This window comes from Microbacterium sp. F51-2R (genome assembly GCF_052180235.1).
Taxonomy (GTDB): domain Bacteria; phylum Actinomycetota; class Actinomycetes; order Actinomycetales; family Microbacteriaceae; genus Microbacterium.
In genome coordinates this window covers 45,981-58,122 of the sequence record NZ_CP197470.1, presented here as the reverse complement: position 1 = coordinate 58,122, position 12,142 = coordinate 45,981, and the positions used below count along the sequence as shown (strand labels likewise).

General features: G+C 71.3%; 11 protein-coding genes. 10 read left to right on the top strand and 1 reads right to left on the bottom strand.

Annotation, left to right across the window (positions count from 1 at the left end):
- Positions 1-28 precede the first annotated feature (28 nt).
- Positions 29-631, bottom strand: coding sequence for a hypothetical protein (locus ACSBPH_RS00290; protein WP_442575636.1), 603 nt, complete (start codon positions 629-631; stop codon positions 29-31).
- Between the two features lie 317 nt (positions 632-948).
- Here ACSBPH_RS00290 and pyrR point away from each other — a divergent pair, with 317 nt between their 5' ends.
- The 10 genes from pyrR (at position 949) to rpoZ (ending at position 12,103) form a co-directional block, all read left to right on the top strand.
- Positions 949-1,479, top strand: coding sequence for a bifunctional pyr operon transcriptional regulator/uracil phosphoribosyltransferase PyrR (gene pyrR / locus ACSBPH_RS00285; protein ID WP_442575635.1), 531 nt, complete (start codon positions 949-951; stop codon positions 1,477-1,479).
- On the top strand, positions 1,476-2,438 hold the full coding sequence (locus ACSBPH_RS00280; RefSeq protein WP_442575634.1) for an aspartate carbamoyltransferase catalytic subunit: 963 nt from the start codon (positions 1,476-1,478) through the stop codon (positions 2,436-2,438). The genes pyrR and ACSBPH_RS00280 overlap by 4 nt, the downstream gene beginning before the upstream one ends.
- Positions 2,435-3,745: a dihydroorotase gene (locus tag ACSBPH_RS00275; protein ID WP_442575633.1), complete on the top strand. Its 1,311-nt coding sequence runs from the start codon at positions 2,435-2,437 to the stop codon at positions 3,743-3,745. The genes ACSBPH_RS00280 and ACSBPH_RS00275 overlap by 4 nt, the downstream gene beginning before the upstream one ends.
- Positions 3,742-4,251 (top strand): PH-like domain-containing protein, encoded by a 510-nt coding sequence (locus ACSBPH_RS00270; RefSeq protein WP_442575632.1) that lies wholly within the window; start codon positions 3,742-3,744, stop codon positions 4,249-4,251. Before ACSBPH_RS00275 ends, ACSBPH_RS00270 begins: the two co-directional genes overlap by 4 nt.
- Complete coding sequence (gene carA, locus ACSBPH_RS00265) at positions 4,248-5,414, top strand: glutamine-hydrolyzing carbamoyl-phosphate synthase small subunit (protein WP_442575631.1); 1,167 nt, start codon at positions 4,248-4,250, stop codon at positions 5,412-5,414. Before ACSBPH_RS00270 ends, carA begins: the two co-directional genes overlap by 4 nt.
- Positions 5,407-8,697, top strand: a complete 3,291-nt coding sequence (gene carB, locus ACSBPH_RS00260) for a carbamoyl-phosphate synthase large subunit (protein WP_442575630.1) — start codon at positions 5,407-5,409, stop codon at positions 8,695-8,697. The genes carA and carB overlap by 8 nt, the downstream gene beginning before the upstream one ends.
- Positions 8,694-9,587: an orotidine-5'-phosphate decarboxylase gene (gene pyrF / locus ACSBPH_RS00255; RefSeq protein WP_442575629.1), complete on the top strand. Its 894-nt coding sequence runs from the start codon at positions 8,694-8,696 to the stop codon at positions 9,585-9,587. The genes carB and pyrF overlap by 4 nt, the downstream gene beginning before the upstream one ends.
- Positions 9,580-10,476, top strand: a complete 897-nt coding sequence (gene gmk, locus ACSBPH_RS00250) for a guanylate kinase (protein WP_442575628.1) — start codon at positions 9,580-9,582, stop codon at positions 10,474-10,476. The genes pyrF and gmk overlap by 8 nt, the downstream gene beginning before the upstream one ends.
- 240 nt (positions 10,477-10,716) lie before the next feature.
- Positions 10,717-11,643: a hypothetical protein gene (locus ACSBPH_RS00245; protein ID WP_442575627.1), complete on the top strand. Its 927-nt coding sequence runs from the start codon at positions 10,717-10,719 to the stop codon at positions 11,641-11,643.
- A gap of 205 nt (positions 11,644-11,848) precedes the next feature.
- Positions 11,849-12,103, top strand: a complete 255-nt coding sequence (gene rpoZ / locus ACSBPH_RS00240) for a DNA-directed RNA polymerase subunit omega (protein WP_442575626.1) — start codon at positions 11,849-11,851, stop codon at positions 12,101-12,103.
- Positions 12,104-12,142 lie beyond the last annotated feature (39 nt).

Genomic DNA, 12,142 nt, shown 5'->3' with positions numbered 1-12,142 from the left:
GACAAGGGATTCTGGTCGAGACCGGGGTCTATGACCCTGGTTTCGACGTGATTCCCTTGTCTCGGCGCGGGGCCGAGGGCGGCGCGGTGCGGACCGCCCGCGCGGCGAGCTCTATGTGCCACCCGATGAGCACGGCGCTCAGGACGGCGAGCGTGCCCCACAGCGCGGCGCCGAGGACATCGCCGGTGAGGGCGAGGAACCCGGTGACGGGGATCGCCAGCGCGCACACGCCGACGCCGACCAGCACCGCGAGGCGCATGCGCGGTGAGGTGAGGTCGGTATCGCGGGAGCGGACGACGGTTCCCCCGATCGCCCAGAGGAAGAGCGCGACCCAGGCGGGGATGGCGAAGACGAAGACGGTGGCGAGGGCTGCGGCCCCCACTCCGAGGAGCCCTGCGCCGCGCACGGGTTCGTCGGTGAGCGCCGACGCGCGAGCCTGCACGCCGACCAGCGCCGCCGTCGTGCACAGGATGGCGCCGCCGATCAGCGCCGACATCGAGTAGTATGCCGCGTCGTCGAAGGCCAGCGTCGAGGTCACCAGTGCGAAGATGCTCACGATCAGCACGACGACCCAGACGGCCGCGGCGAGCGCGCTGAACAGCCGCAGGTGCCGCGAGAAGAAGAGCGACATGTGATGCCTCCTGGTCGAGCGGAGGGCGAGAAGCAGCAGTCGTCGGCGTCGCTCTCAGGGTAGAACCGCCCCGTCCGGCCATCAAGGCCGTGCCCGATCGGCCAGCCACGCCCGGCGAAACAAGGGATTCTCGTCGAACCAAGGGGTATTCGCCCCGGTTTCGACGAGAATCCCCTGTCTCGACGAGCTGAGGGTGGGCACGGCCGTGGCCGCGGCGGCGCGGCGACGCGGGGCAGGGGGCGAGGCATCCGATAGACTGACGCGAACACCACAGCAACCTTTAACCCCGTCCTGTGAGGCGGAGAAGGGAGCGGCGGATGAGCACGCGCACCGTGCTGCACGAGGCCGACATCGCCCGGGCACTGACTCGGATCTCTCACGAGATCCTCGAGTCCAACAAAGGCCCCGAGAATCTGGTCATCCTCGGCATCCCCACTCGAGGAGTCACCCTCGCCAACCGCGTAGCGGCGCTCGTGTCCGATTTCGGCGGGCTTCCCGTGCCGGTCGGGTCGCTCGACGTCACGATGTACCGCGACGACCTCCACCGCAACCCGACGAGGGCGCCTCAGCCGACGCAGATCCCGCCGGGCGGGATCGACGGCAAGACCGTCGTCCTCGTCGACGACGTGCTGTTCTCGGGCCGCAGCATCCGCGCCGCGCTCGACGCCCTGCAGCACATCGGCCGGCCCGCCGCCGTGCGCCTGGCGACGCTCGTCGACCGCGGCCACCGCGAGCTCCCCATCCGTCCGGACTTCGTCGGGAAGAACCTGCCGAGCGCCCGCGAGGAGCGCGTCAACGTGCGGCTGGCCGAGATCGACGGCCTGGAAGAGGTGACGATCGAGTCATGAGGCACCTCCTCGACACCAAGACCCTCGGCCGCGAGGAGGCGCTGCGCATCCTCGACGTCGCCGAAGACATGGCCGACACGCAGCGCCGCGAGATCAAGAAGCTGCCGACCCTCCGCGGCAAGACGGTGGTCAACCTCTTCTTCGAGGACTCCACGCGCACGCGGATCTCGTTCGAGGCCGCGGCGAAGCGCCTGAGCGCCGACGTCCTCAACTTCTCGGCGAAGGGCTCCAGCGTCTCGAAGGGGGAGTCGCTGCAGGACACCGCCCAGACGCTGCAGGCGATGGGGGCGGATGCCGTGGTCATCCGTCACGGTGCCTCCGGCGCACCCCGCACCCTCGCGACGAGCGGCTGGATCACCGCCGGCGTCGTCAACGCCGGCGACGGCACGCACGAGCACCCCACGCAGGCGCTCCTGGACGCATTCACGATGCGCAAGCGCACGTTCGGCGACGACAGCCGCGGCCGCGACCTCGCAGGACTCCGCGTCACGATCGTGGGCGACATCCTCCACTCCCGCGTCGCGCGCTCGAATGTCTGGCTGCTCGACACGCTGGGCGCGGACGTCACGCTCGTCGCGCCCCCGACCCTCGTGCCGCAGGATGTCTCGGCGTGGCCGGTCCGCGTGCTGTACGACCTCGACGAGGCCATCGCCGACGGATGCGACGCCCTCATGATGCTGCGCATCCAGCTGGAACGCATGAATGCCGCATATTTCCCGACTGAACGGGAGTATTCCCGCCGGTGGGGTCTCGACGCGACGCGGTTGGCGGCCCTCGGGACCGGTAGCATGGTCATGCACCCCGGCCCGATGAACCGTGGCCTGGAGATCTCCGCCGACGCCGCCGATTCGCCCCGTTCGACCGTGCTCGAGCAGGTGACGAACGGTGTGTCCGTGCGGATGGCGGTGCTCTACCTGCTCCTGGCAGGCGCGACGGACGAGAGGGAGGACACCAGATGACCGAGGTCTTCCTCTTCCGAGGCGCGCAGCTCGAAGGCGGCGAAGCCGCCGACCTCGTGATCGCCGACGGCGTCATCGTCGAAGCGGGCACGGGCCTCAGCCGCGCCGGCGCCACCGAGATCGACGTCGACGGACTCGTCGCCCTCCCCGGCCTCGTCGACCTGCACACGCATCTGCGCGAGCCCGGGTACGAGGCATCCGAGACGATCCTCACCGGCTCGCGCGCCGCCGCCGCCGGCGGCTACACGACCGTGTTCGCGATGCCGAACACGTCGCCCGTCGCCGACACGGCCGGCGTCGTCGAACAGGAGCTCGCCCTCGGCGAGGCCGCCGGCTTCGTCACCGTGCAGCCGATCGGCGCGGTGACCGTGGGCCAGAAGGGCGAGCGTCTCGCCGAGATCGGCGCGATGGCCGACTCGCGCGCCCGCGTCCGCGTCTTCAGCGACGACGGCTTCTGCGTGTGGGACCCGCTCATCATGCGGCGAGCGCTCGAGTACGTGAAGGCGTTCGACGGCGTCATCGCGCAGCACGCGCAGGACCCCCGCCTCACCGAGGGCGCACAGATGAACGAGGGCATCGTCTCGGCCGAGCTCGGCCTCACCGGCTGGCCCGCCGTCGCCGAGGAGTCGATCATCGCGCGCGACGTCCTCCTGGCCGAGCACGTGGGCTCGCGCCTGCACGTCTGCCACCTCTCGACCGCGGGGTCGGTCGAGATCATCCGCTGGGCCAAGCGCCGCGGGGTCGACGTGACGGCCGAGGTCACGCCCCACCACCTGCTGCTCACGGACGAGCTCGCGCGCGGCTACGACGCGCGCTACAAGGTCAACCCGCCGCTGCGGCGCGAGGAGGACGTGCTCGCCGTGCGCGAGGGCCTCGCCGACGGCACGATCGACATCGTCGCGACCGACCACGCCCCGCACCCCGCCGAGGCGAAGGCCTGCGAGTGGCAGGCCGCGGCCAACGGCATGGTGGGCCTGGAGAGCGCGCTGCGGGTCGTCCAGCAGGCGATGGTCGACACGGGCCTGCTCGTGTGGGCCGACGTCGCGCGGGTCATGTCGCGCACACCCGCCCGCATCGGCCGGCTCCGCGGCCACGGCACTCCGCTCAGCGAGGGGCACGCGGCATCCGTCACCTTCTACGACCCGAGGCTCGTCCGCACCTTCTCGTCCGACGACCTCCGCGGTCGCAGCGTCAACTCGCCCTACCTCGGCCGCGAGTTGCCGGGAGAGGTGCGCTGGACGCTGAACCGCGGCGTGCCCACCGTCGTCGACGGGGCGCTCCTGGAGACGCCGGGGGTGCGCGCATGAGCCAGCAGGGCGCCCTGCTCGTCATGGTCGCCGTAGCCGTCGTGCTCCTCGCCCTCCTCGTGTGGGGCTGGTCCCGGCGGGTCCGGCGCGACCGCGGGCTCACCGCGCCGCGGGGCGACATCCCCGCGGGTGCGGCCTCGACCGCCGTCTTCTCCGGCCTGTACGTCGCGACCACGAAGCACGCCGAGCCCCTCGAGCGGCTCGCCATCGCCGGCCTCGGCTTCCGGTCGAAGGCCGATCTCACGGTGACCGACGCGGGCGTCGCGATCGACCTGACCGGGCAGCCGCGGGTCTTCCTCCCCGTCTCGCGCCTCGTCGGCGTCGCGCAGGCGACCGTCGCGATCGACCGCGTCGTCGAGCCCGACGGCCTCGCCCGCATCGAATGGCGCATCGACGACGACACGATCGTCGACTCCTACTTCCGACCGCAGGATGCCTCGGCCCGCGCTCTCGCGGACGCCGTCGCCGCCATCCTCACCCCGACCACGACAGGACACGACGCATGACCACCCTGTTCTCGTCCGATCCGGCCGTCCTCGTCCTCGAGGACGGCACCCGCCACGTGGGACGCGCCTACGGCGCCCACGGCACGACCCTCGGCGAGGTCGTCTTCGCGACCGGCATGACCGGCTACCAGGAGACCCTGACCGACCCCTCCTACGCGGGGCAGATCGTCCTGCAGACCGCCCCCCACATCGGCAACACCGGGATGAACAGCGAAGACCCCGAGTCGCGCCGCATCTGGGTCTCGGGCTACATCGTCCGAGACCCCTCCCGCGTCGTGTCGAACTGGCGCGCCGACCAGTCGCTCGACGATGCCCTCGTCAACGACGGCGTCGTGGGCATCAGCGGCATCGACACCCGCGCCGTCACCCGCCACATCCGCTCCGCCGGCAGCATGCGGGGCGGCATCTTCTCGGGCGAGGCGGCCGGGATCGACGAGGACGAGCAGCTGCGCCTCGTGCGCGAAGCGCCGGAGATGGCGGGACAGAACCTCTCGGCATCCGTCTCCGTCTCCGCCGCCGAGGTCACCCCGGCCCAGGGGGAGCGCATCGGAAACCTCGCGGTTCTCGACCTCGGCGTCAAGCAGGCCACGATCGACAACCTCGCCGCCCGCGGGTTCGAGGTGCACGTGCTTCCGCAGGACGTCACGATCGAGGGCATCCGGGCGATCGACCCCGTCGCCGTCTTCTACTCCAACGGCCCCGGCGACCCCGCGGCCTCGGGCGACCACGTCGAGCTGCTGCGCGGCGTGCTCGATGACGGCCTGCCGTTCTTCGGCATCTGCTTCGGCAACCAGCTGCTCGGCCGCGCGCTCGGGCTCGACACGTACAAGCTGCCCTTCGGCCACCGCGGCATCAACCAGCCCGTGCTCGACAAGCAGACCGGCCGCGTCGAGATCACGGCGCACAACCACGGGTTCGCCGTCAAGGCCCCGCTGGAGGGGTCGTTCGACAGCCCCCACGGCTACGGCCGCATCGAGGTGAGCCACGTGGGCCTCAACGACCAGGTGGTGGAGGGGCTGCGGGCCCTCGACATCCCCGCCTTCTCGGTGCAGTACCACCCCGAGGCCTCCGCCGGCCCGCACGATGCCAACTACCTCTTCGACCGCTTCCGAGACCTCGTGCTCGCCACCATCGCCGGCACGGCCCAGGAGAACAATGCCTAAGCGCGACGACATCCACAGCGTCCTCGTCATCGGCTCCGGCCCCATCGTCATCGGTCAGGCCGCCGAGTTCGACTACTCCGGAACCCAGGCCTGCCGCGTCCTGCGCGAGGAGGGGCTGCGCGTCATCCTCGTCAACCCCAACCCGGCGACGATCATGACCGACCCCGACTTCGCCGACGCGACCTACATCGAGCCGATCACGCCCGAGGTGCTCGAGACGATCCTCGCCAAGGAGAAGCCCGACGCGATCCTCCCGACCCTGGGCGGCCAGACGGCGCTCAACGCGGCGATCGCCCTCCACGACCGCGGCATCCTCGACAAGTACGGCGTCGAGCTCATCGGCGCCAAGGTCGACGCGATTCGCAAGGGCGAGGACCGCCAGGTCTTCAAGCAGCTCGTGCTGGATGCGGGGGCGGATGTCGCGGCATCCGTCATCTGCCACTCGATGGAGGATCTGCTCGCCGGCGCCGAGAAGCTCGGCTACCCGCTCGTCGTGCGTCCGTCCTTCACGATGGGCGGTCTCGGCTCGGGCTTCGCGTACGACGAGAAGGACCTCCGCCGCATCGGCGGGGCGGGCCTGCACGACTCGCCGACGAGCGAGGTACTCCTCGAGGAGTCGATCCTCGGGTGGAAGGAGTACGAGCTCGAGCTCATGCGCGACACCGCCGACAACACCGTCGTGGTGTGCTCGATCGAGAACGTCGACCCCGTCGGCGTGCACACCGGAGACTCGATCACGGTCGCGCCCGCCCTCACGCTCACCGACCGCGAGTACCAGAAGATGCGCGACATCGGCATCGACATCATCCGCGCCGTGGGCGTGGACACCGGCGGCTGCAACATCCAGTTCGCGGTCGACCCCGAGAGCGGCCGCATCATCGTCATCGAGATGAACCCGCGCGTGTCACGGTCGTCGGCCCTCGCGTCCAAGGCGACGGGCTTCCCGATCGCGAAGCTCGCCGCCAAGCTCGCGATCGGCTACCGCCTCGACGAGGTGCCCAACGACATCACCAAGGCGACGCCGGCGAGCTTCGAGCCGACCCTCGACTACGTCGTGGTCAAGGTGCCGCGCTTCAACTTCGAGAAGTTCCCCGCCGCCGACGTCACGCTCACGACGACCATGAAGTCGGTCGGCGAGGCCATGGCGATCGGGCGCAACTACGCCACGGCGCTGCAGAAGGCGCTGCGCTCCCTCGAGAAGCGCGGGTCGAGCTTCCACTGGGGCGATGAGCCGCGCAGCGTCTCGGAGCTCCTCGAGATCGCGAAGACCCCCACCGACGGCCGCATCGTCGTGCTCCAGCAGGCGATGCGCAAGGGCGCGACGATCGAGCAGGCCTTCGCCGCGACGGCCATCGACCCGTGGTTCCTCGACCAGATCGCCCTCATCAACGAGGTCGCCGAGTTCGTACGCACGGCGGGGGAGCTGGATGCCGCAACCCTCCGCGTCGCGAAGGACCACGGCTTCAGCGACGCCCAGATCGCGCAGCTGCGCGGCGACACGGAGCAGGAGGTGCGCGGCGTCCGGCACGGACTCGGCATCCGTCCCGTCTTCAAGACCGTCGACACGTGCGCGGGGGAGTTCCCGGCGCTGACGCCGTACCACTACTCCAGCTACGACTTCGAGACCGAGGTCATGCCGTCGGACCGCACCAAGATCGTCATCATCGGGTCGGGTCCGAACCGCATCGGACAGGGCGTCGAGTTCGACTACTCCTGCGTGCACGCGTCCTTCGCCCTCGCGGCGGCGGGATTCGAGACCATCATGGTCAACTGCAACCCCGAGACCGTCTCGACCGACTACGACACGAGCGACCGGCTGTACTTCGAGCCGCTGACCCTCGAGGACGTCCTCGAGGTGCTGCACGCCGAGGCGCAGTCCGGCGAGATCCTCGGGGTCATCTGCCAGCTCGGCGGCCAGACCCCGCTCGGGCTTGCGAAGGGCATCGAGGACGCGGGCTATCGCATCCTCGGCACGAGCCCCGCCGCGATCGACCTCGCCGAGGAGCGCGAGCTCTTCTCCCGCCTCCTCGACCGCGCGGGCCTGGTCGCACCGCGCAACGGCACGGCGATCGACGAGGCGGGCGCCGTCGCGATCGCCGAAGAGATCGGCTACCCGGTGCTCGTGCGGCCGAGCTTCGTGCTCGGCGGCCGCGGCATGGAGATCGTGTACGACACCGAGAGCCTCCGCGACTACTTCGTGCGCATCGCCGACCAGGCGATCATCGGCCCCGGGATGCCTCTGCTCGTCGACCGCTTCCTCGATGACGCGGTCGAGATCGACGTCGATGCGCTGTACGACGGCACCGAGCTGTATGTCGGCGGCGTCATGGAGCACCTCGAGGAGGCCGGCATCCACTCCGGCGACTCCAGCTGCACGCTCCCGCCCATCTCGCTCGGCCGCACCGTGATCGACCGGGTGCGCGAAGCGACGCGCGCGATCGCCGAGGGCGTCGGCGTGCGGGGCCTGCTCAACGTGCAGTTCGCCGTCAGCGCGGGCGTGCTCTACGTCATCGAGGCCAATCCCCGCGCCTCGCGGACGGTGCCCTTCGTGTCGAAGGCGCTCGGCATGCCGCTGGCCAAGGCCGCGGCCCGCATCATGGCCGGCGCCACGATCGCAGAGCTCAAGACCGAGGGTCTCCTGCCCGAGGTCGACGGCTCGCGCGTCCCGCTCGACGCCCCGGTCGCCGTCAAGGAGGCGGTGCTGCCGTTCAAGCGCTTCCGCACGCGCGACGGCCTCATGGTCGACTCCGTGCTCGGTCCCGAGATGCGCTCGACGGGCGAGGTCATGGGCATCGACCGCGACTTCCCGACCGCGTTCGCCAAGAGCCAGGAGGCCGCGTACGGCGGCATGCCGCTGTCGGGGACCGTGTTCATCTCGGTCGCCGACGACGACAAGCGCGCCGTGATCCTGCCGGCCCACCGCCTGCAGGAGCTCGGCTTCGACCTCGTCGCGACCGAGGGCACCGCCGAGATCCTCGCCCGCAACGGCATCGCCGTCGAGGTCGTGAGCAAGTACTCCGAGACGCACGACTCGGGGGAGACGAACATCGTCGACCTCATCAACGCGGGCAAGATCGACATGATCGTGAACACGCCCAGCGGCGGGACGGCCCGGGCCGACGGGTACGAGATCCGCGCGGCGGCGGTCGCCGCCGACAAGGCGCTGTTCACGACCATGGCGGTGCTCGGCGCCGCCGTCAGCGCGCTGCCGGTGCTGCGCCAGGGCTTCGCGGTGAAGAGCCTCCAGGAGTACGCGATAGACCGGGCGGAGCGCCTGCGATGACCCGCCCTGGCCTCGACGGCGCCGAGCGGACGGAGGGCTTCGGCGATCGCCTGACCGCCGCCCTCGCCGAGTTCGGACCGCTCTGCGTCGGGATCGATCCGCATGCGCACCTCCTCGCCGAGTGGGGACTGGATGCCTCGGCCGCCGGCGTCCGCGAATTCGGCCTGCGCACGGTCGAGGCCGCGGCCGGGCGCGTGGGTGTCGTGAAGCCCCAGGTGGCCTTCTTCGAGCGCTTCGGCGCGGCCGGCTTCGCCGCCCTCGAGGAGGTGCTCGCCGCCGGTCGCGCGGCCGGACTCGTCGTGATCGCCGACGCCAAGCGCGGCGACATCGGCACGACGATGGACGGATACGCCGAGGCGTGGCTCGCGGCCGGGTCGCCCCTCGAGGCCGACGCCGTCACAGTGAGCCCTTACCTCGGCGTCGGGTCGCTGCGCTCCACGCTGAGCCTCGCGGCCCGCGGCGGCAAGGGCGTCTTCGTCCTCGCCGCGACGAGCAACCCCGAGGCGGCGGCGGTGCAGACCGCGCAGACGGCGGATGTCGCGTCCGCCGACGGCGAGACGGTCGCCGCCCGGGTGGCCCGCGACATCGCCTGGGTCAACGGGTCGGCCGCCTTCGGGGGCGGGACGGGCCCCATCGGCCTGGTGATCGGCGCGACGGTCGACCGCCACGAATTCGGCCTGACCGACGAGGTGCTCCGCGGCGCGCCGATCCTCGCGCCGGGCTTCGGCGCGCAGGGCGCCGAGCCCGCAGACCTGCCGCGCCTGTTCGGCGCTCTCGCCCCGAACGTCGTCGCGAGCGAGAGCCGCAGCATCCTGTCGGCAGGTCCCGCGGCCCTCGCGGCGCGCATCCAGGAGCGCGCGGCGCTCTACGCCGGGAGGGTTCGTGCCTGACGCCCAACACCCGCCCGAGGTCGACCGCGTCGCGGCCTCCCGCCGCGCCGTCGCCGCCCGCCGTGCCCGCGCATCGCTCAAGAAGGACGTCACGATGCGCGTCATCACGCCGCAGGAGCTGCTGCGCCGCGCCTTCGACGACCCCGCATCACCGGCCGGAACGATGCGCGTGACCGAGTTCCTCACGAGCATCCCGGCGATCGGCGAGGGCAAGCGCGACCGCATCCTGGAGCGCCTCGGCATCTCACCCGTCAAGCGCCTGGGGGGCCTCGGCGCCCGCCAGCGGCGCGCAATCTCGGCGTTCCTCGACGAGCGCTGGCCCGAGCTGCAGCCGCGCGACGGCCGCAGCCGCCTGGTCGTGCTCGCGGGGCCCACCGCAGTCGGCAAGGGCACGGTCGCGGCGCACATCGCGCAGCAGCATCCCGAGATCCATCTGTCGGTCTCGGCGACGACGCGCGCGCCCCGCCCCGGCGAGGTCGAGGGCCGCCACTACTACTTCGTCGACGACGCCGAGTTCGATCGCCTGGTCGCAGACGGCGAGCTGCTCGAGCACGCCACCGTGCACAACCGCTTCCGCTATGGCACGCCCCGCGCGCCCATCGAGGCGGCCCTCGCCGAGGGGAAGACCGTCCTGCTCGAGATCGATCTGCAGGGGGCGCGCCAGGTGCGCGACGCCGAGCCGAGCGCGATGCTCGTGTTCCTGCTCCCGCCGAGCTGGGACGAGCTCGTGCAGCGCCTCGTGGGCCGCGGCACCGAGGGGGCCGAAGAGCGCACACGGCGCCTGCGCACCGCGAAGGTCGAGCTCGCGGCACAGGGCGAGTTCGACTTCCGCGTCGTCAACGACGACGTGGACCGGGCGGCCGAAGAGGTCGTCGCGCTCACGCGGTAACTCCGTGCGTCGCGCTCCGGCGTGAGTCGAGGCCTGGGGTTCGAGGCAGGGTCGGGGGAGCCTCGACTCGCCCCCTCAGGCTCGACTCGCCCCCTCAGGCTCGCCTCGCCCGGGGGCGGGGAACGCGGGTGGCGCGGGGGTGGGGGCGCCGGGTCCTCCACAGACGGGCGGTGCGGGGGAGACTGCACGGCGGAGCCGGGCGCGCGGGCGTGCGGCGCGGGGGCGTGCGAACGTCGCCGGATGAGTGGGACGGCGGACGGCGGACTGGTCTTCACCGATCGCGCGCACCGGGGACGCAGCGGCGGCGGCATCGCGGTGCGGAGGGGAGTGCGGGTGGATGCCGCGTGGTGGCGCGGCATCCCTCCATGGGAGCGCTATCGGCTCCGCGTGGAAGCGGCGAGCCACGCCCTGTCGGATCCCGTCTTCGCCCTCGAATCAGCGGCGGTGCTTCACGGTCTGCCGATCTTCGGCGAGCCGGCGCACATCCACGTGCTGGCGCCCACCGGAAGTCGCGGCTATCGCAGCGGCGACGTCATCCGCCACCTCCGCACGGCAGAAGCGGACATCGTCAGGGTGGAAGGGGTCCGGCTGACCTCGGTGGAGGACACGGTCCTGGCCCTCCTCCGGGTGCTGCCCATCGCGCTGGCCGTGGCCGTGGCGGATGCCGCGGTCCGGCGCGGCGTCTCGGTCGAGGTGCTCCGAGACAGGCTGGAGCGCCAGACGGATCGGCGCGGGAGGGCGCGGGCGTCCGCGGTGCTGGATCTCGCCGACGGCCGATCCGAATCGGTGCTCGAGAGCTTGAGCCGCGTCGTCATCGCGCACCTCGGATATCCCGACCCCGAGCTCCAGGTCGATATCAGCCTTTCGTCGGGCCGTGCCCGAGTGGACTTCCTCTGGCGATCGGAGAGGGTCGTCGGCGAGGCCGACGGCCGTGGGAAGTACTTCGGCGAGGGCGTCCGGACCGACGATGCCGTGCATGCCGAGCGGCGTCGGGAGATCGAGATCCGGCGCGTCGTGCGCGACGTCGCGCGATGGGAGTGGGCGGATGTCGTGACGCCCGGCCGCCTCGACGCGATCCTGCGAGCTGCGGGGCTCCGCCGCATCCGTCCCATCGACCCGATGCTCGCGGCGGCGCTCGACGATCGTCGCAGCATCCGCCCCGCGTAGGCGAGCATTCGGGTGCGAGTCGAGCATTCGGGTGCGAGTCGAGGCCGGGGGAGCCTCGACTCGTCCCCCGATACTCGACTCACGGATGAGCGGATGCCGGGCCGCCGAAGAGGTCGTCGCGCTCACGCGGTAGACTGTCTGTTTGGGCGTCTGCCGACGCCGAGCGTCTTCCACCACATCCGTCTGCGAACCAGGAGGTTCCCCCATGGCCGGACACACCCAGGGCATCATCGACCCGCCCATCGACGACCTGCTCGACAAGGTCGACTCGAAGTACCAGCTCGTCATCTACGCATCCAAGCGCGCGCGTCAGATCAACGACTACTACTCTGACCTGCACGAGGGCAACCTGTTCGACAACGTGGGGCCGCTCGTCGACTCGACCGTCGAAGACAAGCCGCTCACGATCGCCCTCCACGAGATCCACGAGGACAAGCTCCGCCTCCGCCGCGCCGAGTAGGACTTTGCGCGCAGGTTACGCCGCACGGCGCGATTCGTC

Coding starts and splice junctions, on each gene's coding strand:
- ACSBPH_RS00275 (WP_442575633.1), top strand. CDS start 2,435: ATGACCGAGGTCTTCCTCTTCCGAGGCGCGCAGCTCGAAGGCGGCGAA.
- ACSBPH_RS00290 (WP_442575636.1), bottom strand. CDS start 631: ATGTCGCTCTTCTTCTCGCGGCACCTGCGGCTGTTCAGCGCGCTCGCC.
- ACSBPH_RS00245 (WP_442575627.1), top strand. CDS start 10,717: ATGAGTGGGACGGCGGACGGCGGACTGGTCTTCACCGATCGCGCGCAC.
- carB (WP_442575630.1), top strand. CDS start 5,407: ATGCCTAAGCGCGACGACATCCACAGCGTCCTCGTCATCGGCTCCGGC.
- ACSBPH_RS00270 (WP_442575632.1), top strand. CDS start 3,742: ATGAGCCAGCAGGGCGCCCTGCTCGTCATGGTCGCCGTAGCCGTCGTG.
- pyrR (WP_442575635.1), top strand. CDS start 949: ATGAGCACGCGCACCGTGCTGCACGAGGCCGACATCGCCCGGGCACTG.
- carA (WP_442575631.1), top strand. CDS start 4,248: ATGACCACCCTGTTCTCGTCCGATCCGGCCGTCCTCGTCCTCGAGGAC.
- rpoZ (WP_442575626.1), top strand. CDS start 11,849: ATGGCCGGACACACCCAGGGCATCATCGACCCGCCCATCGACGACCTG.
- pyrF (WP_442575629.1), top strand. CDS start 8,694: ATGACCCGCCCTGGCCTCGACGGCGCCGAGCGGACGGAGGGCTTCGGC.
- ACSBPH_RS00280 (WP_442575634.1), top strand. CDS start 1,476: ATGAGGCACCTCCTCGACACCAAGACCCTCGGCCGCGAGGAGGCGCTG.